Genomic DNA, 21,839 nt, shown 5'->3' with positions numbered 1-21,839 from the left:
AATCACCGGAGAGTGACGGTAATAAGAACAAACGTGTAATAACGAACATGTAAGAATAAACAAAACATTACCGCATCCGATTAATTCGCTACGCTCATGAATCCTCGCGGAACTATAGGATTAATAGATTAATCGCGCATAAAGATAGTTTCGAAGGAACGGTAGTGACTGAGATAGGTTTTGCAAAGGAATGAACTCTTACCTATTCATGATGATTAATCAAAGTAGAATCTCATGTAGACAACACAAAGAATAGCGCGGATGTTACAGCGTAAGCGAACGTACAGTGAGCGGAGGGATAACGTAATGTTAATCGTATTCTTATGCGTTTGGATAGCGCTAGGTATCGGAGGAATTGCGCATCATATTAGCGTTTATGAGCGAGATATACAGCCGTTTACTATAGCGTTCATTATCGTATGTCCTCCGCTATATTGGGCGCTGATATATGCGTTTAGGAACGGATTTGGCGGATGGGTATGAAACGGAGGGATAACGTTAATACGAGCGATATAGTAGGCGGTATTATTAACACGGAGGATATCGTAAGAGTTGCGGATACTGAGCGTATGATTAAGCGTTATTCAGGCGTAGAGGATAACGCTATGTCAGACGTAATTATCATCGTTACTCAAACGAAGGAACAGTCGCTAGAACTACGTAAGATTATACCGCAGCCTAACGTAATGATAACGTGGTATGGCGCTAATGTATGCGGGTTTTGTTACTTAGGTAGGCGTCCTAAGCTCGCGATATGTGCGTATAAGGAGCGCGACGGTTACGGTTGGACTAACGAAGTATTACGCGCAGGTATAGCGCACGGAGCGCAGGTTATAACGTTATAGTTAGCGCTGTTCTTACGCTTTGCCCGAGCGTAGGAGCAGCGTTTTTATATGCGTATTTTTACCGTTAGATACACGTTGATATAGGCGCTACACATGCAAGGTAATACAAATACCTATACGCGTCGTTTAGGCGCTAATATACGGGAGGAATTACGGATGAGATTCGAAACTATAGGCGGAAAGTTTGCGCTAGTATTTGACGAGATGCCGGCGTTTGTATTCGTAAGTACAGACGGAGCCGACGACGTAAGGATACTTTTACGTGGAGAGGAAATCCCGATTCTGGGAGGCGGCGTATCTATTGTTAGTGAGCGCGGAAAGCCTATCGAGGTGTATGAGAAGCTAAACGTGAATACCTCGCGTTCTAATGTCCAGCGTAATGTAACATCGAAGGTATTTGAAGTCATTAAATGAGGAGGAATAGCGGTGGCATTGAAACGATTAGAAGCGCATCACCTTATAGCGCTGAACTACCTTGCGTTGCCTAGACGCGGAGGACTAACGATGGAACAGATCGGAGAGGCCGCAAGCGTATCGCGCCAGTCTATATACGATTGGTTAAAAGATCCGCTATTTGAACGTGAGCTCAAGCGGCAGATAGCGCGCAATACTCTCGATCGGATGCCTGAAGTAGTGGACGCAATGGCAGACGCAGCCATACGGGACGGTAACGCAGCGGCCGCGAAGCTCTTGCTTAATATGAACGATATGTTAACGGAGCGTGTAGACGTAACGAAGACGGATGTAACCGGACTTGATAGAGACGAACTAGACCGTAAGATTGCGGAGTATAGAGCACGAACTACGGATGTGTAAAGCGTAGGGAACACGTATATTCTTACGCCTATATATGAAGGAACGCTATTGGGTGCGGCTTGACTACGGCTTACAGCGTAGGTAAATACATCGGCTGCGAAGCTTGGACGCGTGCCCTCCGAGAATTTTCGGAATGGCGAAAAGGGACTGCGTTCAATGCCGACCCCTACGCTTCCTACAGCTTGAACCCTTCGAGAGACTCGTCGATCTCGTCTTGACGGATGCCTATATAACGCTTCGTTATTGATGGCGCGGAGTGATTGAATATCTCCTGCAGCGCGGCAACGTCCTTATTGCGCTTATAGTGGTGATAACCGAATGTCTTGCGCATTGTATGTGTACCGATATCCGTACGGTCGATCATCTCGCCAGCCTTTACGAGCGCTCTATACGCCTGTGTTGGCGTGATATGGCCGTTGCCCTTACGAGAAGGGAACAGCCAATCCTCTGGGCTCATACCGCGCGTATACTCGGCAATTTCCGGCTGTATCGCCTTTAGGTTAACGTTGCGAACCTTATCGCTTTTCTGTTCGACGATCCGTACGTGCGTCTTATCTTTGACGTCCGCAACCTTTAGCGTGACTATATCAGATACGCGCAGTCCTGTGTTAATTCCGAGAATAAACATAAGTAGATCGCGCTCACTACACCACCGACGGAGTGATTGCTTCATGTCCTCGATTTCCTCGCGAGTTCGAAGAGGTTGGACATCGTATATAGCTTTCTTTTCGCCCATTTCGACACGTCCTTTTCATACATAATAGTACGTTCAATGTACGATTACGTTATCATGATCCAATCATATCACGTAAACCTAGTAAAATCAACGTTTTGAATGTACGAAAAGATACAAAATCATACATTCGAATTAGAATGAGAGGGCGGACCACCCCCCGGCACCCCTCGAAGGCCCTGCGTTTCGTGCCGGACCAATCTGCGTATCAATTTTAACTTTGAACTTTACGTTATATTCGACGGCCGGATGAACCTCGCAAGCTTACGCGTGATTTAACCGTTAATTCCACGTTGAATTAGCGCGTTAGGGGCGCAGGACTACTATTTGCTAGGGGACGAAGGAACGACGCTAATCTAACGGTAATTGCACGGACATAACGAAGAGGAGGTGACGCGGCTATCGCGTGGATAAATGATCGCTGGATTAAACAAGACGAACGCGCTGAGACGATCGGAAAACTCGACGCACTAATCGGCGCGATGACCGCGAACCTTGACTCGCTGACATACGAGGAGGAGGCGGATCTCGCGCAATACTTGGATGAGAGCGCCAGGTTAACGAGGATTCATCGTGCGGAGGGCGACCTTCTTTATTTTGCGTTTGAATACTTCTCTGAGACGCGGAATCCCGGTAACGCCGGTAATTGGGACGGATTCGATATCGCAAGTTTGGATGAATCGCCCGATTTCCACCGTGAAATATGCGCGACAATGGACGATGTTTCCATGCGGACGATAAACGCTAAGGTAGTACGTGCGGCGCCGCGATCTCACGCCAAATCATCGTATTTATCAAAGGCTAAACCATTACGCGAGATTGTGTACCGACACCGTAAATACATCATTAATATTTCGGAGACGCCTACGGTATCAACCGGCAACCTCGAATGGATCGCGGGTCAGCTTAAAAGTAACGAGAAGCTCCGGCGCGATTTCGGTCCGTTGCTATCACCGAAACAGCAGGCGAATCCAAGAGATAATTCAACGGAGTTTATCGCCTGGGAGCCGCAACCTAGCGGAGTACCGCATTTACTTACGAAGATGGAGGCCGCGAGCAGTAACCAAACGTTACGGGGGCGAAATTGGGAAGGCGTACGGCCGGATTTAATAATCTGCGATGACTTAGAAGACGTAAGGACGAACGCGGCTACACCGGAACAGCGCTTGAAGTTGCGGGACTGGTTTTCGCAAACAGTCGTACCGTTAGGCGATCCGGAAGGTAAAAAGACCGCGATTATCTATATGGGAACGGTCGTACACGTTGAGTCATTGTTACGAACCGTAATGAAACGGCCGGACTTCAACGATAAACTTTATAAAGCGCTGATTGAGGAGCCGGAACGCGCTGATCTTTGGGACAATTGCCGCGCAATCTATCTGAATACTGACGATGATGAGTCGGTAATTAAGGCGCGGGCTTACTACGATGCGAATCGAGACGAAATGGATCGCGGAGCCGTCGTGTTATGGCCTACGGTTCAACCGCTATGGACACTGATGACGTGGAAATGGGCTAACGGATCGAAGGCATTTAATACAGAGTATCAAAATACGCCGATTGACGAAGAATCAGCGATATTCAATCCGGAGGAGTTTCATTACTACGATGAGTCCGACTTATTTGACAACTTAGGACGCCCTAGAGTACTTAATTTATACGCATTTTGGGATATCGCGCAAGGGAAGAACAGCCGGTCAGACTATAACGCAATCGTGACGATTGGAAAAGATCGATTAACCGGCGTTATGTATGTACTGGACGCATGGGCGCGCAAATGCCCGGCACACGTTGCGCTAGAGCAGGCCGTACAGCTCATAAAGGATTACGGACATAAAACATTCGCAGTGGAGACGGTCGGGGCGCAGCATGATATGTACAGGCAGCTACAAGAACGCCAGGCAAAGGAACGTCTCGGAGGTACGCAGCTAAAACCCGTCATATCACGGACTAAAAAAGAAATACGCATAGAATCGTTGGAGCCGCTCATAGAGAGCGGTTCTTTGCGTTTCCATCGATCACACCGCCTATTGTTCGAGCAAATGGAGCAATTCCCTTCCGGCACGCATGACGATTTACCTGACGCATTAGCTGGCGCAGTTGAGGCGGCTGGTGGAACGGGAAGACGTGGACGGACTTGGCAGCGGAAACCAAAAGGATTATGAGGAGGTTAGGGATTGTTCGAAGTAGGACAAGTTTACCCACCGGTAGATCATGAAGATCGGATAGAACGTTACCGAGAAAATGCTGAGTTGGTTAGTTGCAACAAGTACATGATTAGACGCATCGCACAATTACTTGAAACGGAAGAACACCGGTTCATATATACGAATTATGCCGGACTGATCTGCAAGAAATCAGCGGATTTACTTTTCGGCGAATCTCCGATATATAGCGCTGGCGAAGACAGTTCTACGGAGCAAAAAGCCCTTGAACGTTTAGTTAAGGACAACGCGCTAGGAACGGTAAATTACGAAATGGCTTACGGTAACGCCTATCGAGGCGACTCGTTCTATAAGGTGAAATGGGCGCAGGAATATCGCGGAGCCTTAGACGAAACACTCGATCCTTACCGCGCCGTAATTGAAGCGCAAAACGCATCGTACGTGTTTCCGGAAACAATTCCAGGGAACGAGAAGAAGATCGCAGCTTATCATATCGCAGTTCCGGTAAAGGTAACCGAAGGGAAATCCGTAAAATGGGAACTTTTCGTTGAGACGCACAGGCCGAACGAACTCATTACGGCTAAATATGCAATGTCTGCGAAATCGACTAAAGACGGCGAGGTCATTTCGTGGAACATAACCGAGGAACTGGAAGCGCCAAGTGCCCCAACTGAGACAGGCGTGCCATTGCCGCTAGTGGTCCACGTTCCTAACTTTGCGCTTGATACGTCATGGCATGGAGTCGATGACATCACGGAGAATAGGGCGCTTCTGCGCGAGATTAATCACCGTCTTACGCAGATATCCAACATCTTAGATAAACACGCGGACCCAATCCTAGCGGTTCCAACGGGCGTACTAGAAGACGGTCCGGACGGAGTACCGCAGCAAAAGGCCGCTTACGCTAAAGTATTTGAGATCGTAGGGAAAGACGACGTTATACCGCAGTACGTTACTTGGGACGGGCAACTTGAGTCCGCCTTTAAGGAGCTAGACAAACTTATTGACGCGCTGTTAACCGTGGCCGAGCTTCCTCCAGTAGCCCTCGGTAAAGAGAACGCCGGAACAAGCGGAGCAACGGGGCTCGCAGTTAAGTATCGAATGGGACCGCTACTTTCGAAGACGACGCGTAAACGCCAGTATTTTGATAAGGCACTAGTTGAGGTGCTTTTTATCGCGCAATTATTGGAACACGCTCAGTCACGGGAAACGCTTGATTACACCTCAACGAAGCCGCACATTATTTTCAAGGACGGGCTGCCTACCGACGCACGTGAGCTCGCGGAGATTGCGCAAATACGTACCGGCGGAAAGCCGACGTTATCCGTATCTGATGCGATTAAACGTCTGGACGGAGTGAACGACGAGCAGGCCGCACAAGCAATTGTACGAATTGACGGCGACGAATCGCGAACGGTTGGAACGGTTGGCTCTTCGATATTTAATGACACCGACGAGAGTGCTGCGTAATGGTCATACCAGACCCGAAGTACGATTACGACGTCGCCAAACTCGTTCGCGCATTTAAAACCGCGATACTCGATATAACTGGCGAACTCTCCCGTCTTGAACTAACCGGCCTATCCCGCGCTAATTCAAAGTTTGCACTCGCGGAAGTTTCAAAGATACTAAGCGGACTCAACGCGGAGTCTGCAGCGTGGGTAGAAAAATACGTACCAAAGGCGGCGACCGACGGAGTGATCCGCGCGATCGTCGATTTAGGCGTTGTGTCAACGGTAGAAGAGGCGGAGAAGATTGCGAAGTTTAGCCGCATCAATCGTGAGATGGTCGCGGCAGCCGTAGCGGATACGCAAGCTGACGTATTGGCCGTTACGCAGAATATCGAGCGAAAGGTTCGGATTGCAGTACGCCAAGCCACCGCAGATTCCTTGCGCGGGAACATGGCGAAGGGAGTCAACGGTAGCCGTACAATTAGCCGCGATATTCTCAGCGGAATGAAGAAAACACTAGGCGATTCCGTTAATACCGGCATAATCGATGCGGCCGGAAGGCGCTGGGACCCAAAAGTTTACACCGACATGCTGGCGCGAACAAAGTTATCGCAAGTACACCGGGAAGCTACGACGAACGAGGCGGTTGGACGTGGTGCTTACTACGCGGTTGTTTCGCGTCATGGTGCGACAGATGCCTGCCGCAGTTGGGAAGGCCGCATAGTCAAGCTTATTCCGGAAGCTCCGGGCGAATTTCCGTATGTTGGCGACATCCCGAAACGTGAGCTTTTTCACCCGACATGCCGCCACGTTTTATCACCGATACGCGATCCGAAGTTATTGGAGCAATGACTCCGCGTCCGAACGCAAACGACGCCATAAACTTCGCGGAAACTATGCGCTACGCGGCGCTTAAACGCGGGAGGACTAACGATGCAAAACGAAATTAAACGTTCACGATATCCGCTTAATCTTCAACTATTTGCGGAAGGCGATTCCGAAACGGACAAGACGTTCACGCAGGCGGATCTAGACCGCATTGTTGCCGATCGTCTTGCGAGAGACCGTAAAGGACGCGAAGATTACGACGATATCAAAACGAAGCTAACCGCACTAGAACAGGCGGAGGCGGATCGTGAGGCCGCAAAGTTAAGCGATACGGAGCGATTAGAGGCGGAGAAGGCGGCCGCGCTCGCTGCAGCGGAGTCCGCAAAGGCTGAGCGGGATAGGGCGCTCACTACAGCGAATCAACGTCTGATTAACGCGGAGTTTAAGTCATTGGCGCGTGAGGCTAACGTACCGGCTGACCGTTTAGCGGCGGCATTGAAACTGGCGGATTTAAGCGCGGTTACGGTGGATGACGAAGGAAATGCAGTCGGCGTAAAGGAAGCGGTCGAGGCGCTTATTGCGGCAGAACCGTATTTAGCGAACACGGCTGGCGGTGGGAATCGTCAAATTGGCGGGGATACAAACGGCGGCAGTCATAAGCCCGGAACTGATGGACTCAGTACGCGGGAGAAGCTTTCGGCAGGATACACAAGTAAGTAAATAAATAAGCAGAAGGGTCCCTAGTGGGCTCTTTTTTATTACAAAAAACATTACTAGGGGGATTTATAAATGGCTTTGACACTATTGGAATCTGCGAAACTTTCGCAAAACACGCTTCAACAAGGGGTAATTGAGACATTTGTGCAGAATGCGCCGGTGCTTCAACTTATGCCGTTCATGGACATTCAAGGTAACGCCTACACCTACAACCGCGAGGCTACGCTACCAGGAGTTGCATTTCGTGGCGTAAACGAAGCTTATACTGAGTCCACTGGTACGGTTAACCCGGTCACTGAGAGCCTGGTAATCCTGGGCGGAGTTGCTGACGTTGACAGGTTTATTCAACAAACGCGCTCCAATATCAACGATCAGCGAGCTCTTCAGACGGCGATGAAAACAAAAGCTGCGGCTCATAAGTTTCAGGATACTTTCTTTAACGGTGATACAGCGGTTGATTCTAAGTCGTTTGATGGGTTGAAGAAACGCCTAACCGGTAGCCAGTTGATTACTGCGGCCACTAATGGTTTGGACCTGAGTGACGTGGCTAATGCAAACATGTTCCTCGAAGCTCTGGACGCTTTAATCTATCAGACTCGCGGTAGAGCAGATGCACTGTTCATGGATTCTAAGACAATGATAAAAGTGAACTCCATTGCGCGTAAACTCGGCTATTTCACACAGAGTGAGGATGCGTTCGGTAAACCGGTCCTTACTTACAACGGTGTGCCAATGTTCGACGCAGGCGACAACGCTGCTGGAACTAAGGTTATCGGACATGCCGAAACAACCGGAACAGCAACAAACACTACTTCAATCTACGCTGTTAAATTTGGTGCAGATGAGTTCGTATCCGGTCTGACTAACGGCGGCGTGATGGTTGAAGACCTTGGCCTTTTACAAGAAAAGCCGGCTTATCGTACTCTGATCGAGTTTTACACAGGCCTCGCGCTCTTCGACGGTAAGTCCGCTGCTCGTCTGTCCGGTATTATTGCCTAAAATTACGGGAGGTGCGCAGATGTACGTAATCAAAACGCCTAATCCGAACTATGACGGGACGACTGCAGGCGTCAAGTTTAGTAATGGTGCGGCTGTAGTTGAAGACGAGGGTCTGCGCAAGATTCTCATTAACGATTACGGCTACACGTTGGAAGAAGACGAAAGCAAGCCGGAGGAGCCGCAAGTCAGCGTCGTAAAAGCGCCAAAACCGCGCAAGACTGCCGCAAAATCCTCCGGTAAATAAACGGAGGTGTGCGCATGTCAACGACAGTAATCGCAGCAGATACTTATATTAGCGCGAACGTAATCGATACCGAAGGATGGGCGGATTCAGACGCAGCCAAAAAACAACGAATGTTAAACGTGGCTGAGCGTACTTTAATTCGCTACTACTCGAAGTATACGATTCCGGACGATGCTGTGTACGAATTTGCTGCGGCACTGGCTACGGTTTATAGCGACGTAATGGTTGCGGGACAGCGAGGAGTTCAATCGACCTCTTTGAGCGGAGTTACTTCAACGAGTTTCCGAGAGGGATCGCGTGAATTAGTAAGTATGATTCCGCAATCTTGCCGGGATCTAATAGGGGACGCGAACGGGGTAAGGATACCGGCACGCCGAGTCGGGAGGTTGATTCCATAATGCCGGTCATTCCACTTAAGCAAGACGTGATTATTATGCCGTTTACCGGATATGATCCGGATTATAACGAGCCGTCATACGGTACTCCTTACACGCAGAAATGCCGCTTTAGTGAGGCGGTTAAACTCGTACGCAATCAGCACGGCGCGGAAGTCGTGAGCGTCGGTACGTTTTATTTCGATAAGCTCGCGGACATATCGCTCGACGACCGCCTTACGTACACCAACGAACTATTAGCGGAGACAACGTACACGCCAATCGCAATCAGCGTAAAACGGGCGCTCAACGGAAAGCCGCTAATAACGGAGGTGGACGTATAATGGGGGCGCTATTAACAGTCGCGGATATTAACGCAACCATCCGCTTAATCGTTCCGGGATTTACCGTAGTCGGCAACGATTTTACAACGGCTAATCCGGACGATTGCGCTTATACGCGGATAACGGGCGGACCACCACCGAGCGAATGGTCATCCGTTGCTTACCCATCATTCCAAGTCGTGATTCGCGCGAAGTCATCCGCAACGGCAGAAACGAAGGCTAACGCAATATTCGAAGCGCTACACGGAAAGGCGGAGTTTATAATCGGAACTACGCGCGTCGTCATATGCCTGGCGGATCAGAGCGCGCCTTGGTATCTCGGACCTGACGCGAATAACCGAGCGCTATACTCCGTGAATTTTACGCTTACTACGTCACTATAAACGCAGGGCTGTCCGTTATCGGGCGGCTATTTTTAGTACGTTCAAAATAAGGGGGAAATAACGAATGGCTCAAGATTTCAAAAAAATCGAAATAGGACCGGCTATCGTTGAGTACGGTACGGGCGCTGATAAGATTACGTTTGAAACTACGATCGGCGGCGTTGTGCTCAATACGGAAACAACATACCGTGAGCAAAAGACAGATCAGACGGGTGAGACGGTCGTAGATAAGCGCATAACGGGGCGTAATGTCAGCGTGCAAATTCCGTTTGCTGAGTATCAAATTGACATTGTCCCGAAGATTATGACGGGTGCGGAGATCGTTACAGGTACGGGCGGCTCTAAGGTGTTAATCAAGACTGGCGTAGGATTAAGCCTACTTAGCACTGCCAAGATCGCAGTTATTAAACCTCTCGCGCACAAAAACGATCCGGATTTCTGGACAACACTACCACTAGCGTATAGTGAGACGGATATTTCTTACTCGTATAACAACGAAAATGAACGCATCACGAATGTTACTCTCCGGTCAACCCCGGATGAAGATGGCGTAGTCCTTATTCTCGGCGACGATCTTATTACCGCAGTTTAAACGAATACTTACGTTGAAAGGGGCGCTTAATTGCGCCTCTATTTCTTTATAAGGAGCGAATATAATGCCTATTTTTAAGCGTTCAGATAAAGCGGAAACAGCCGCGCCAGAAGAGATCGTAATTGACCCAAACGTAATCAAGCTCGGAGATAGAACAGTAAAGGTGCGGAAGGTTCCGGTCGGTCAATGGCGCGAATTATTTGCCGCTGTTAATATGCTGCCGGAATTGATTATGGGCGTTATGTCAGCGCCAGCCGAAAACCGCGCAGCATACTTATTCGCGTTCATCGAGCACGCGCTAAATGACGTCGTTCAAGTAGTCAGCGTATTGACCGGATTTGAACCGGAATGGATCGAGGCAAACGTAGCGCCTGACGAATTGATGGCGTATTTTACCGCCGTTGCGCGCGTTAATAACTTCGGCGGTCTCTTAAAAAACGTGCAAGGCGCTCTGCAACTCGCGAACCTGCAGACGGGAGTAGCGGAAGCGAGCGCCGAGTAACGATAGATGAGTTTTTCATAGACGCAGCCGTTCGCCTCGGTAAGACGCAAGTTGAGTTCGAGCGCGGCTATTACGTTATGGACTTACTTGACGTATTGGATGCGGTTAAGCGGCACAAGGCTGGCGAAATGTTGGACGCGCTAAACGTTAACGTAAATGCTCACTCGACTGACGTAGAAGGCTTCCGCAAGTTTACGACGGGGCTGCAGCGTGAGGCCGGATTTGCAACACAGAGTACGCCGAAGTTTGACGAAGCCGGATTTAAACTATTACGCGATCAGATGAGCGCGGGGAGGGTGTGACAGACGGATGGATTTTCGGATGGAAACGGCGGCGCTACGTCAGTTTTTAGAGCGTCAGAAAACGCGAGTTCTCGATGGGGCGACCGTCGGATTACATGACGCTACCGACCACCTACTCGCGGCATCACGTAATGAGGCTCCGTTAAAGTCGAGTACATTGCGGATGACAGCCGGTAAGGAAGTCGTAAATAGGGACGGACGGATATACGGTGAGGTATTTTACTCCGCAACGGAAACGGGCGCAAGTGGTGCGCGCTTTAATTATGCGCTACGTGTACACGAGATGGGCGAGTATAAGAATCCGACAACGCCCGGCACTCGTCCAAAGTTCTTATCGCGACCACTCCGAACGAATGAACGGATATACAAACAGTTTATCGCGGATGCAGTAAGGAGGGCGCTAAGATGAGTACGGGCGGTACTAACGTAGGTGAAATTCAGGCGCGGATTACGCTTGATATAGCAGAGTTTCGGCGTAACTTAGACGAAGCGAGGCGCCGGATACAGGAACTCGAAGATCAAAGCAGACGCGGTGCGGATGGCATGCGCGATATGTCTTCCGCGTTAGCCGGGATAGGTGCAGGCGCGGTCCTTACGAAGCTTGTTTCGGAGATGAAGCAAGCGGTCGACGCAGCTACGAAACTATATAACGCGTTTGCGGGACTCAATGCGGTGGCAAAGGGTTTCGGTATACAGACGAAGGATGCGCAGGCTGCCGCCCAGGACTTAGCAAAGCGCGGATTCTTGTCTCTGACCGAATCGGTATTAGCGTATAAAACCGCCATGTCAACCGGTTTAGGGTTGGAGCAATCAACAAAGCTAATCAACTCGCTTGCAGATTCGGCGGCATATAACCGCCAGTCCTTTTATACGATGGGTGGCGCTATCCAAGCGTCACTTGACGGTATCAAGAACGGTAACTCGGTACTGTCCGATGCGGTCGGCGTTACGAAGAATCTATCCGTTATGCAAAAGGAATACGCACGAACGATCGGAACGACGGCGGGCAGGTTAACCGATGCGCAGAAGATCCAGGCCGCATATAACGGATTTATCAACGAGGGCGCGATATTCACCGGAAATGCGGACCAAGCGATGCAGGATTTCACCGGCACACAAGCGCGGTTCACTGCCGCAACGGACGAAGCAACGGTTGCGTTCGGACAAGCGTTCACACCGCTGTTTAAAACCGTGCTCGAAACGTTGACTCCGACAATCATTGCGCTCGCCGAGTTTACCACCGAAAATAAAGCGCTTGTCTCCGCTGCCGCTGCGAGTTCGGTTGGCGTGTTAGGTTTGGTCGCCATTCTCGCGACAGTACCGCCCGTGATTAAACTTATCTCAGGCGCGATAAAGTCGTTAGAACTAGCAGCCGGTCCGGTAGGGTGGGCAATTCTCGCAGTCGGCGCATTAGCGGGAGGTATCGCCTATCTAACAACAGCGCAATCAGAAGCCGCTAATTCAGCGAAGGAACTCGCGAAGGCACAGTCCGACCTCAATGCGGTATTAAATAAGCGGGATATTGATCGCACGGCTGCGGATGTCGAAGAGTTAAAGGCGAAAACGGAGGAGCTAACGCCTGTCCTCGAAGAACGCGCGCGGCTACAAGAGCGGTTAAACGAGCTTCAGGCGGCTCAAAAGGCAGGAACAGCACTTCCGGAAATGTATACGGAACTTCCCAATATTATCGATGCAATCAGTATACTCGACGATAAGCTCGAAGACCTCGGTTACACTGGCGTAGAGAATGCGACGCAGAAGCTCGGAGAAATGAACGCGGTCATAGATAAAGGTGTTATCGCGCTATCCGCTCAGGACAAAGCGGAGTATACAGCGCTCGCTACGAAGAAGCAGACGCTAAAGGAAATGTCCGCAATGGCTGCGGAATTTAAAACGCTTAACGCAGCGCAGGATCTGGACGCATCGCAGAAAAGCCGCCTCGTTGATATTACGCAGAAGTTAGTCGAGCAGTATCCGGAATTGAACGCTCAACAAGGCGAGGACGGAAGAATTCGCGCTAGTAACATCGATGTAATTATCGACCAAATTGCGACGGACAAGCGTTTTACAGACATGGCCGCCGATAACAGCGTGGCGCGTATACGTAATTCTGCTAAAGAAAGTGAAGCGGTAGCGAAATCAATACAGACGCAAATTGATAACTACACGCGGCTAATAAAGGCGATGGCAGCCGTATCCGGTACAAAGGCAGGAACTTTTGAGGAAGATATGGCGGCAAAGGCGGAGGCTGACAAACGCAAAAAGTCGGGCAACGTTATGGACATCGTGACTAATGGCGCGCTGGAGATGATGGTGGGGTCCGGAGCATCTAAAGAACTTGAAAAGCAACGAGACGACGCGCTTAAAGAGCAACAGAAGTATTCCGACGCTGCTCGTGATCTCGAAAAGCTGGCCGCGGAGGTTGAAACGGGAACCCAAACGTTCACGAAGGATATAATCACGCCAGATGCCCCGAAAGCGGCGAAGGAAAAGAAAGCGACGGGCAAAACAGCCGCAGAACTTGCCGCCGAAGCGCGCAAAGCAGCGTACGATGCCGATATGAAAACCGTCCAGTTCCAAGCGGATTTTTACGATATGACGGCTGATGCGCAGATTAAGAAATACGAAGAGTTGCGCAAGAAGCACGCTACTTTCCTCAAAGAATCCGTAGACGATGCGCGCACCCTAGCGCTACAGCTTAAACGGCTCGGAGAAGACAGCGCTCAATCACGCTATGACTTTTCGGCTACGTGGATTGATGCGGAGTCGAAACGGATGGAGGACAGCGGTAAGTCGGAGTTAAAGATCGCGGAAATGAAACTCGCAAGCTGGACGCGACTACGTAATCGTTACGCGAAGGACAGCGCAGAGTATATTGCCGCCGATGATCAAGTTCGCCAATCGCGCAAGAACGTAGCAACCGCAACCGAAGCGGAAGCACGCGCTCAGTACAACGCATCGTCGAAGTGGATTAGCGCAGAGGAACGGCGCATGTCTGACGCGGGTAAATCGGAGACAGAGATCGCGCAAATGAAGATCGACGCGTGGACTCGTGTACGTAATCGCTACGCCAAGGACTCGGAGTATTATGCGCAAGCTGACGAACAACTGTACAACCTCCGCAAGTCACTAACGAAGCTTACGCAGGATCTCGCGACCGATCTCGTTAAGACGCAGAAAGCCGCGATTAAGGACGCGAAGGATGCGGAGCTTAAATCGATTGAAGAGCGTAAGCAAGCGGCACTCGACGATTATGACGCGCGGATTGACGCTATTCAGCGTTTACGTGACGCCAACAAAGAGCTAAATGTTGACGCGGACTATGAAACGCAATTAGCGGAAAAGCGCGTACGATTAGCGGAGTTGGAGTCTGCGGTTGGACAAACGGGCAAAGACGAACGTGACGCGCTGCTTAAAGAGATCGCGCGCATGCAACTCGAACATGACCGCGAATTAACCGACCGTACGCTCGCGGATCAGCAAGACGCGCTTAAGGACGAAAAGGATGCGCAGACGAAAGCGTACGAAGCAGAGAAGATCGCAGCCGAAGCGCAGTACGACGCACTCACAGCGGCATTTGATGCGTACTCAGGCGATATCAAGTCGATAGAGGACGGGATCGCAGCGTATCGTGTTAGCGCAAGTGGCAGCGCGAACACTGCGATCCTTACGGAGCTCGACGGATTCCTGACGCAGTATCGAGCGAAGATGGCGTCGATTACGCAGATCAATGCGGAGTCGAAAAAGGCGTCCGACCTCGCTGAATATAATGCGAATAAAACCGCATGGACCGCGGCGAAGGCGAGCGGCAATACGGCGGAGATGGCGCGGCTTAACGCACGTAATGAAGAGCTACGGAAACTGTACGGAGTATCTTCGGATACTGGCGTGTTGCAGGCGTTTAAGGACGGCGGCATCGTTAAGGGCGCACCTGGCGCGGCTGTTCCGGTTATAGCGCACGCGAGCGAGATGTATTTAAATCCGCAGCAGCAAGCGACGTTGTTCGATATGATCGCAAGCCCGCGGATGTCACCGCAAGCGCCTGCGTCAGTTACGAATATTGTGCAGAATATCGACCTCGGCGTAGATGAAGTTACACTCGCAGATAAAGCCGATATCGCTACGTTTTATGACGAACGGACACGCGCGCTATCCCGTCTGCAATCGATGGGGGTGAAAGAGTAATGACTACGTCTTTTTCGTACGATGTAGCGGTAAATGGCGTATGGCTATCGGAGCATGGAGCTGCGCTATATGAACGTAACTTGCCGGTCTTGCCGGAGACCGAAGACAATACGGTCAAACTCGCGAATACGGACGGCGTCGTTGATTTCGGCGCTTCCTACGGACCGCGTACCATCGGACTAACGTTCGAGATTACGTCATCGGCTGCGGAATTTCACCGGACGTTGGCGTACCTAGCGCGTACATTTAACGCTAAGCGTGGAGAGATTACGCTAGAGTTTGCTGATATGCCTGGCAAGTATTACGTAGCGACTTACGCGGGGACGCTCGCGCTCGGTGCGACTGGATCGCGTTTGATTGACGTCAATCTGCGCATGAATGATCCGTGGCCGACCGGTAGCGAAGTGCTTACGGAGTATACGATTGATACGTCATGGCAAGCGGTGGCGATCGAATCGGAAGCGGATGTAAGGGCGCGGCCGGTTATTACGATGGCGAATACGGGAGTTACGACAGTTAACGGATTTACGCTAACGAACGAATATACACTCGAAGATTAAACGAAGGAAACGCGGAGGGTTCGGCAAATATGCCGGGCCTTTTTGCGTTGTCCAAATACGGAGGAGAATGAATAATGGCGATGCAAATTTCGAACTATCTGAGCGCGGCGCTTCTTAACGCGGCTTTACGCAATACGGCGTTTACCGGACCATCTACTATATATATCGCGCTATATAAATCGGACCCAACGGCGGCGGATACCGGCACGGAGGTAAGCGGAGGATCATACGCAAGGCAGGCAGTTACATTCGGAGCGCCGACGCTCGTTAGTGGGCAGCAATCCGTAGCAAATACCGCAGAAGTCGTATTTCCCGTTGCTACTGCGGATTGGGGACTCGTAACGCATATCGGATTACGTACGGCGGCGACTGGCGGATCTTTACTATGGACGAAACCGCTAGATAATCCGCGCACATTACTCGTTGGCGACCGCCCACGTTTCGCGGTTTCAAGTACGTCGGTTAAATTCACGCAATAATAACGGAGAGGGGAACGAATAGATGGCGCAGGTAGAAATGTTCGCAGCAAAAGCGAATTCTCCGGCAACGGAATTGACCGCAGCAATCACGGACGTAGCAACGACCGTATCCGTACTCGACGCGTCTAAGCTACCGGACGCTCCGAATATTGCGACGATTGGCGTAGATGAGAGCGCGGAGACGGTGCGATACGAAGGCAAAAGCGGTAACGATTTAACGGGTGTAACGCGCGGATTCAGCGGGACAGGGGCGAAGGCGTGGACGACTGGCGTAGGAGTGGCGCGATACTTTACGGCGTACGATGCGGATGCGCTACGGGAGAATGTGGCGGAGCATAGTGCGGAATTAGTGAGCGTTAATGCGCAGTTGGCGGAAACTAAATCGCAGTTAAAAGATATTGAATTGAACGTAAAAACGTTTGGAGCGATTGAAAACACGGATTCTACCGCTGCTATCCAAGCCGCATTAAACGCAGGGCTGAAAGTTAAAATACCTAGCGGTACTTACTTGATAAACGGACTAACTCCCCTTGTCCCTCGAAATAACTCTAAGATATTTTTAGATGATGACACGGTTTTAAAAGTAATGCCGAATGATTCTCCTGGTTATCAAGTTTTTCTCATAAGAAACAAGAAAAACATTGAAATTAATGGAGGAACGATTCAAGGAGATCGTTATGTTCATACCCCAAGTGGAGGACTAGACGAAGGCGGACACGGAATACAGATTCAAAGTTCATCCAACATCAAGGTAAGTAATCTTAAAACGCACGAGTTTTGGGGAGATGGTATTTACATTGGCTCAACGGTTGTTGATGGTGTTGATACGACAAGCAAACATATAAAATTCGAAAATGTTGTATCCGATAGCAATCGAAGACAAGGACTTTCCTTAGTGGGAGTGGAGGACTCTATTTTTACTAACTGCGTATTTACCAATACAAGCGGAACAGCGCCGCAAGCAGGGATAGACCTGGAACCCAATGACTCTATCAATTCACCTAATCGTAGGGTCACATTTATATCATGCAAGTCTAGTGGTAACGTTGGTCCTGCAATGCTGGCAGTTGGTGATAACTACGATATCAACGCTTATGATTGTGATTTTGAATCCACATTTACAAGTAAAAGTTTATGGTTTCCGGGTAAAGGGAAAAACAATTTTACTGTTTGTAGATTTAAAGGCGCCACTATAAATATTCGTAATACGACATTTGTGAATTGTGATTTTTTAATTACGGATGAATATGCAGATTTATACGCCATCAACGATGGAAACGACTTCCCAAACACGTATATAGATTGCTTAGTAACAGCGGTTAATCGTAGGTTTTTAACGTTTAACGGGGCAACAACAGAAAAGAATCGTAAAGTAATGACAAATTGCAGGTTTGAAATGACCGGAAATGGAGCTGGAGACAGGAATCCTGCTGCATTATTCGGTGGTTATTACACACTAGATAGATGTAGATTTACACATTCTGGAGATGTGCCGGCAACTGGATTTCAGCTTGGTCTGGATGCAAATGGGACATCGAGAAGAGTGATCGCATCATACTTTGATACCATCTTCAATTATTTTTATAATACGCAAGGCACGATCACAGTTGATCAACCCGGATACAGAACCAATATAACAACGGTTCCTGCGTTTGTCGGACAGTTGTCAATTGTGGGTAATTCGGTGTACACCGCCATCGGAACATCGAGCGTAGCGGATTGGGTGAGGTCGGGTCGATATGTAACCGTCCCAGCATCAGCATCTGCTACTGGCTCTGTAGGTGATTGGGCTGCGGATGCAAGCTACTTGTACGTTTGCTACGCCACAAATACATGGAGACGAGTTGCGGTTGCAACTTGGTAGGAGGTATAAGGAATGGCGCTTTTAAAAGAGATGACACTAGAATCAGGATTGATTATTGAACAAGCTTATATCCGTGTACAGGGACTTAACGGGAACAAGGGTGTTGTGGCAATCAGTTTAGAAATTTTTCTAACTAGAGAATTGTGCGAGGAAGGCAAATCACCTATAGCATTTTTAAGTTTTGCTTTTGAGCCAGATGAGAATGAAGATTCTCCAAGGTGGGATAAACAAGCTTATAAATATCTTAAAACTTTACCAGAGTTTTACGGTGCTATTGATGCGTAATAAGACGTTGTATGCTTGTTTATTGAATACCAGATAAAAAAATAAAATGATTAAGTTGCCGCCATCTCCACACAACTTAATCATTTTGTTCCTTTTCTTTTTACTACTCTTCTCTAACGTTTTCCTTTGTCAAAACCACTACGTTTCCACACGGACATTTAGAGCTATTTCCTTTACCTAAAGACTCTACAGGCATATCGAAACCAGTGAAAAACTCCTTTTTGCATTTGTTACACGAAGCGATAATTTTTCCCATAGTTATACATCTCCTTTTTATAATATGACAAGCATATACAGCTTTCATTCTATCAGAGAGTAAAAATATTACAATTAGTTTTAGTATAGTAAGGAATTACAGGACTATACTGCGCACTAACGCGCCAGCAATCACGCAAGCCCTCAGGTATATTCCGGGGGCTTTTTACGTTACAAGAAAGGAGGCGCACGCATATGTCGTTTCTCGGCGCATTCAACCGCGCGCCCTTTAATCGCCCTTACGTAATCCAAACGTTCTTTAACGTTACGATCGCAACTGAAACGGACGTATCCGCGCGCTTAAACGCTGACTTCGCGGTCGGTATCGTATTTGAAACCGCGACGGAATTTAACGGAGCCCCAACGCGCGACATCCCGTCCGCTGCAGTATTCGAATCTGCTACGGAATTACTCACGTCAATGATCCGTGAACGCCTACACACGGCGGGCATACGGTCAGCTACGCAATTCAGCGCTAAAGTTCGTTATATGCACGTTGATAAGCTCGCGTTTACTGGCGGATTCAATCCCGGTGATAAACTCGTCATCGACGTTAAGAAGCAGACGATTACACTAAACGGAGTCAACGCGATTCACTTGCTTGACGGAGATTTCTTCGAACTCGGTCTCGGCCTTAACGAAGTCACCTACGCGGACAACGAAACAGCTCGCGAAATCCTAACGCGTATTACGCATCGTGACCGTTATCTATATTAAAGGAGGCGCGCACATTTGATAAGCGCACTACAATCGTACGACCGTTTCCGCAAGCGCATCGGTATCTTACGCGACGCTTACGATATCACACGAACGCGGCGGACCAACGCAGATTATACGCTGACTTTCACCGTACCGATGACTTCCGATGATTTCCGCGATAAGTTGCCGCTAAAAGGTCACGTAATGGACGAGCGCGGTCAATACTACGTAATTAACAAGCGCGAACGATCGCGTGAAGACCGCAAGTTGACCGCACAGATATCGTGTTCGCACGTCATGTTTAAACTGGCGGATTATAAATTTCCGTATGCTTCGTATATAAATGAAGGCTACGGTATCCATATTACGCAATTAACAGCGCTCATCTCGGCGGCAACCGGTGGGCGTTTTTCTATTTCCGTCGATGATACGTTCGACCTCGCGGACGTTAAAGCGTTCGGCGGCGGCAACTGTCTCGAAGCGCTCAACGCGGTCATAAATCTGTACGGTGCGGAAGTTGAGCCGGATAACTTTACGCTTCATCTGCGCAAGAAGATCGGCAATCCCGCGTCAGACTATCGGATTCAAGTAACGCGCAATTTGATCGCGGCATCTTTTACGGATAGCGCGTCATCATTATGTACGCGATTATACGCGGAGATGAAAGACTCGCGGACGTGGATCGGTCAGCCTGCGTCGATATTAACTGCGGAGGAACAGGCACGTTTGAACGCGATACCTGGCGCAATCACTGACGGAATCCTCCGCGTTAACTACCTCGTATCTCCGTATTCTGACGCGTGGGCTTCGGATAGTGTGCCGTTTTACGACGACTTGTTAACGGAGCAAGACGTAACCGATCCGTTAAAGCTCGTAGCTGCCGCGAGATTGCGCTTATCCGAACGCGAAGTACCGGCGCTTGAGGTGTCCGTTAGCGCTGCGGATTTATTTAAGATTGATAAGCAAGAAGCGCGGCCCGGTCTCGGCGATACGGTAACGCTCGTAGACCCAGCGCTCGGCTTGACGGGAATCACTGCACGGATTACGGAAATGACGGAGTATCCGTATGCGCCCGATAAACATACGCAGCTAACCGTTGCTAACGTAATGAAACGCGACTACACGCAGATACTCGCGGACTTGGAGGCGGGACGGCGCGCGATTGAGAACGTGTTTAGCGGCGGGCGTATCCGTGCGGAAGTGTTCGAGGAGTTCGCGCGGCTGGCGGTTAACGAGATCAACGCGAGTAAAACGGAGATCAAATACGATGAGCGCGGAATCGTCCTGCAGGAGACCGCGGACGCTAACCGTCAGATGATACTCGCATCCCGCGGCCTTATTATAACGACGGATGGCGGAGCGACTGCGCGAACAGCGATAACGGCGAGCGGAATAGCAGCGGAGGTAATCGCGGGGCAGCTCGGCAGTTTCGTATCGATGGTTATCGGCAGCGGTAATAACGTAGTCAAGATTAATACGAACGGTATCAGCGCAGGTCATGACGATTTCAACTCCGCGCCTTTTCGTTTGGATATGGTGGGCAACGTCGTACTCAATAAGCTGACCGCTAACTCTGCGAATATCTTATCGTCCAATTTTACGAATGGCGCGATCGTCGGCTCGTCGATTAACGTTGGTAACGGAGTGTTCACGGTAGACACCGCCGGTAATATGCGAGCGACGAGCGGTGACTTTAGCGGATTTATTAGCGCCTCGTCAATAACTGGTACGGACATAACAGGCGGGACAGTTACGGGTTCTTTGATACGTACGAGTCCAAGCGGCGAACGCATCGAAGTCAGCGCAGCTGGATTACGTTCGTTTGATACATCGGGGCGTCGGCGTGTGTCTATTTCAAACGACGGAAATCTCGGCTTCTCCGGGATCGAGTTATGGGCGCCGAGTGGCACAGTTAAGGGCGGATTGTACGCGGACGATAATTTGTTCTTCCTCAACGGGATGGGCGCGTTGCAGATATTTTCGTTTACGGACCGTGTACATTTCGCAGGTACGGTGGACTTTTCGAATACGACGAGTGTGTACGGACTTAAATTAGCAAGCGTAGACGGACTTGACTCAGCGTTGAGCGGCAAAGCAGAGCGTAGCGCAGCTGCCTCAAACATGACATTCGACCCAGTGACGCGGAACCTAAAGCTTTGGAGTGGGACGGGGACATTACTTGCACAGGTAAATATTCCCGTGTAATGGATTGAATTG

At 49.7% G+C, this 21,839-nt stretch carries 24 protein-coding genes; 23 read left to right on the top strand and 1 reads right to left on the bottom strand.

Annotated features, from left to right (window positions below; all coding sequences use genetic code 11):
- Positions 1-479 precede the first annotated feature (479 nt).
- The 3 genes from MKZ16_RS27225 (at position 480) to MKZ16_RS27215 (ending at position 1,661) form a co-directional block, all read left to right on the top strand.
- A complete protein-coding gene (locus MKZ16_RS27225) occupies positions 480-845 on the top strand; it encodes a hypothetical protein (RefSeq protein ID WP_076105288.1) in 366 nt (121 codons plus the stop codon).
- A 156-nt stretch (positions 846-1,001) separates the two neighbouring features.
- A complete protein-coding gene (locus MKZ16_RS27220) occupies positions 1,002-1,259 on the top strand; it encodes a hypothetical protein (RefSeq protein WP_076105287.1) in 258 nt (85 codons plus the stop codon).
- A gap of 12 nt (positions 1,260-1,271) precedes the next feature.
- The gene (locus MKZ16_RS27215; protein WP_076105286.1) at positions 1,272-1,661 is read left to right on the top strand and encodes a hypothetical protein; all 390 of its coding nucleotides are present in this window, start codon (positions 1,272-1,274) and stop codon (positions 1,659-1,661) included.
- 175 nt (positions 1,662-1,836) lie between these two features.
- On the opposite strand, the gene MKZ16_RS27210 is transcribed toward MKZ16_RS27215, so the two are convergent.
- Positions 1,837-2,397, bottom strand: coding sequence for a site-specific integrase (locus MKZ16_RS27210; protein ID WP_076105285.1), 561 nt, complete (start codon positions 2,395-2,397; stop codon positions 1,837-1,839).
- A 479-nt stretch (positions 2,398-2,876) separates the two neighbouring features.
- On the opposite strand from MKZ16_RS27210, the gene terL reads away from it, so the two are divergent.
- The 20 genes from terL to MKZ16_RS27110 all read left to right on the top strand — a co-directional run bounded on the left by terL (position 2,877) and on the right by MKZ16_RS27110 (position 21,827).
- Complete coding sequence (terL, locus tag MKZ16_RS27205) at positions 2,877-4,559, top strand: phage terminase large subunit (RefSeq protein ID WP_081393406.1); 1,683 nt, start codon at positions 2,877-2,879, stop codon at positions 4,557-4,559.
- A 12-nt stretch (positions 4,560-4,571) separates the two neighbouring features.
- Positions 4,572-6,029, top strand: coding sequence for a phage portal protein (locus tag MKZ16_RS27200; RefSeq protein ID WP_076105283.1), 1,458 nt, complete (start codon positions 4,572-4,574; stop codon positions 6,027-6,029).
- Complete coding sequence (locus tag MKZ16_RS27195; RefSeq protein ID WP_076105282.1) at positions 6,029-6,862, top strand: phage minor capsid protein; 834 nt, start codon at positions 6,029-6,031, stop codon at positions 6,860-6,862. Before MKZ16_RS27200 ends, MKZ16_RS27195 begins: the two co-directional genes overlap by 1 nt.
- Before the next feature lie 81 nt (positions 6,863-6,943).
- Positions 6,944-7,558, top strand: coding sequence for a hypothetical protein (locus MKZ16_RS27190; RefSeq protein ID WP_076105281.1), 615 nt, complete (start codon positions 6,944-6,946; stop codon positions 7,556-7,558).
- A gap of 69 nt (positions 7,559-7,627) precedes the next feature.
- Positions 7,628-8,554, top strand: a complete 927-nt coding sequence (locus tag MKZ16_RS27185) for a major capsid protein (RefSeq protein WP_076105280.1) — start codon at positions 7,628-7,630, stop codon at positions 8,552-8,554.
- 19 nt (positions 8,555-8,573) lie between these two features.
- A complete protein-coding gene (locus tag MKZ16_RS27180) occupies positions 8,574-8,798 on the top strand; it encodes a hypothetical protein (protein ID WP_076105279.1) in 225 nt (74 codons plus the stop codon).
- A gap of 14 nt (positions 8,799-8,812) precedes the next feature.
- Complete coding sequence (locus MKZ16_RS27175) at positions 8,813-9,196, top strand: hypothetical protein (RefSeq protein ID WP_076105278.1); 384 nt, start codon at positions 8,813-8,815, stop codon at positions 9,194-9,196.
- Positions 9,124-9,516, top strand: a complete 393-nt coding sequence (locus tag MKZ16_RS27170; RefSeq protein ID WP_179090014.1) for a hypothetical protein — start codon at positions 9,124-9,126, stop codon at positions 9,514-9,516. Before MKZ16_RS27175 ends, MKZ16_RS27170 begins: the two co-directional genes overlap by 73 nt.
- The gene (locus tag MKZ16_RS27165) at positions 9,516-9,899 is read left to right on the top strand and encodes a minor capsid protein (RefSeq protein ID WP_076105276.1); all 384 of its coding nucleotides are present in this window, start codon (positions 9,516-9,518) and stop codon (positions 9,897-9,899) included. Before MKZ16_RS27170 ends, MKZ16_RS27165 begins: the two co-directional genes overlap by 1 nt.
- Positions 9,900-9,963: 64 nt before the next feature.
- Positions 9,964-10,491, top strand: coding sequence for a hypothetical protein (locus MKZ16_RS27160; protein ID WP_076105275.1), 528 nt, complete (start codon positions 9,964-9,966; stop codon positions 10,489-10,491).
- A gap of 64 nt (positions 10,492-10,555) precedes the next feature.
- A complete protein-coding gene (locus tag MKZ16_RS27155) occupies positions 10,556-10,993 on the top strand; it encodes a hypothetical protein (protein WP_339814976.1) in 438 nt (145 codons plus the stop codon).
- A gap of 77 nt (positions 10,994-11,070) precedes the next feature.
- Positions 11,071-11,295: a hypothetical protein gene (locus MKZ16_RS27150; RefSeq protein ID WP_076104010.1), complete on the top strand. Its 225-nt coding sequence runs from the start codon at positions 11,071-11,073 to the stop codon at positions 11,293-11,295.
- Between the two features lie 7 nt (positions 11,296-11,302).
- Positions 11,303-11,704, top strand: coding sequence for a hypothetical protein (locus MKZ16_RS27145; protein WP_076104009.1), 402 nt, complete (start codon positions 11,303-11,305; stop codon positions 11,702-11,704).
- Positions 11,701-15,480, top strand: a complete 3,780-nt coding sequence (locus tag MKZ16_RS27140; protein WP_339814973.1) for a hypothetical protein — start codon at positions 11,701-11,703, stop codon at positions 15,478-15,480. Before MKZ16_RS27145 ends, MKZ16_RS27140 begins: the two co-directional genes overlap by 4 nt.
- Entirely contained in the window at positions 15,480-16,040 is a 561-nt protein-coding gene (locus MKZ16_RS27135) for a phage tail domain-containing protein (protein WP_076106903.1), read from the top strand. Before MKZ16_RS27140 ends, MKZ16_RS27135 begins: the two co-directional genes overlap by 1 nt.
- A 74-nt stretch (positions 16,041-16,114) precedes the next feature.
- Positions 16,115-16,519, top strand: a complete 405-nt coding sequence (locus MKZ16_RS27130; protein ID WP_076106901.1) for a hypothetical protein — start codon at positions 16,115-16,117, stop codon at positions 16,517-16,519.
- A gap of 22 nt (positions 16,520-16,541) precedes the next feature.
- Positions 16,542-18,383: a right-handed parallel beta-helix repeat-containing protein gene (locus tag MKZ16_RS27125; RefSeq protein ID WP_076106899.1), complete on the top strand. Its 1,842-nt coding sequence runs from the start codon at positions 16,542-16,544 to the stop codon at positions 18,381-18,383.
- Between the two features lie 12 nt (positions 18,384-18,395).
- Positions 18,396-18,668 (top strand): hypothetical protein, encoded by a 273-nt coding sequence (locus tag MKZ16_RS27120; RefSeq protein ID WP_076106897.1) that lies wholly within the window; start codon positions 18,396-18,398, stop codon positions 18,666-18,668.
- A gap of 675 nt (positions 18,669-19,343) precedes the next feature.
- Positions 19,344-19,640: a hypothetical protein gene (locus MKZ16_RS27115; protein ID WP_339814969.1), complete on the top strand. Its 297-nt coding sequence runs from the start codon at positions 19,344-19,346 to the stop codon at positions 19,638-19,640.
- A 15-nt stretch (positions 19,641-19,655) separates the two neighbouring features.
- On the top strand, positions 19,656-21,827 hold the full coding sequence (locus MKZ16_RS27110) for a phage tail protein (RefSeq protein WP_076106893.1): 2,172 nt from the start codon (positions 19,656-19,658) through the stop codon (positions 21,825-21,827).
- Positions 21,828-21,839: the final 12 nt, after the last annotated feature.

This window comes from Paenibacillus sp. FSL R5-0928, from assembly GCF_037970385.1.
In the GTDB taxonomy this organism is placed as follows: Bacteria; Bacillota; Bacilli; order Paenibacillales; family Paenibacillaceae; genus Paenibacillus_AQ; species Paenibacillus_AQ odorifer.
Note: the sequence above shows the minus strand (reverse complement) of the source record. Positions and strands in the feature narration are given on the sequence as shown.

Bases quoted from the DNA above. Each gene is read 5' to 3' on its own strand.
- MKZ16_RS27225 (WP_076105288.1), top strand. From the start codon at position 480: ATGAAACGGAGGGATAACGTTAATACGAGCGATATAGTAGGCGGTATT.
- MKZ16_RS27220 (WP_076105287.1), top strand. From the start codon at position 1,002: ATGAGATTCGAAACTATAGGCGGAAAGTTTGCGCTAGTATTTGACGAG.
- MKZ16_RS27210 (WP_076105285.1), bottom strand. From the start codon at position 2,397: ATGGGCGAAAAGAAAGCTATATACGATGTCCAACCTCTTCGAACTCGC.
- terL (WP_081393406.1), top strand. From the start codon at position 2,877: ATGACCGCGAACCTTGACTCGCTGACATACGAGGAGGAGGCGGATCTC.
- MKZ16_RS27195 (WP_076105282.1), top strand. From the start codon at position 6,029: ATGGTCATACCAGACCCGAAGTACGATTACGACGTCGCCAAACTCGTT.
- MKZ16_RS27190 (WP_076105281.1), top strand. From the start codon at position 6,944: ATGCAAAACGAAATTAAACGTTCACGATATCCGCTTAATCTTCAACTA.
- MKZ16_RS27185 (WP_076105280.1), top strand. From the start codon at position 7,628: ATGGCTTTGACACTATTGGAATCTGCGAAACTTTCGCAAAACACGCTT.
- MKZ16_RS27180 (WP_076105279.1), top strand. From the start codon at position 8,574: ATGTACGTAATCAAAACGCCTAATCCGAACTATGACGGGACGACTGCA.
- MKZ16_RS27175 (WP_076105278.1), top strand. From the start codon at position 8,813: ATGTCAACGACAGTAATCGCAGCAGATACTTATATTAGCGCGAACGTA.
- MKZ16_RS27165 (WP_076105276.1), top strand. From the start codon at position 9,516: ATGGGGGCGCTATTAACAGTCGCGGATATTAACGCAACCATCCGCTTA.
- MKZ16_RS27160 (WP_076105275.1), top strand. From the start codon at position 9,964: ATGGCTCAAGATTTCAAAAAAATCGAAATAGGACCGGCTATCGTTGAG.
- MKZ16_RS27155 (WP_339814976.1), top strand. From the start codon at position 10,556: ATGCCTATTTTTAAGCGTTCAGATAAAGCGGAAACAGCCGCGCCAGAA.
- MKZ16_RS27150 (WP_076104010.1), top strand. From the start codon at position 11,071: ATGGACTTACTTGACGTATTGGATGCGGTTAAGCGGCACAAGGCTGGC.
- MKZ16_RS27145 (WP_076104009.1), top strand. From the start codon at position 11,303: ATGGATTTTCGGATGGAAACGGCGGCGCTACGTCAGTTTTTAGAGCGT.
- MKZ16_RS27140 (WP_339814973.1), top strand. From the start codon at position 11,701: ATGAGTACGGGCGGTACTAACGTAGGTGAAATTCAGGCGCGGATTACG.
- MKZ16_RS27135 (WP_076106903.1), top strand. From the start codon at position 15,480: ATGACTACGTCTTTTTCGTACGATGTAGCGGTAAATGGCGTATGGCTA.
- MKZ16_RS27130 (WP_076106901.1), top strand. From the start codon at position 16,115: ATGGCGATGCAAATTTCGAACTATCTGAGCGCGGCGCTTCTTAACGCG.
- MKZ16_RS27125 (WP_076106899.1), top strand. From the start codon at position 16,542: ATGGCGCAGGTAGAAATGTTCGCAGCAAAAGCGAATTCTCCGGCAACG.
- MKZ16_RS27120 (WP_076106897.1), top strand. From the start codon at position 18,396: ATGGCGCTTTTAAAAGAGATGACACTAGAATCAGGATTGATTATTGAA.
- MKZ16_RS27115 (WP_339814969.1), top strand. From the start codon at position 19,344: ATGATCCGTGAACGCCTACACACGGCGGGCATACGGTCAGCTACGCAA.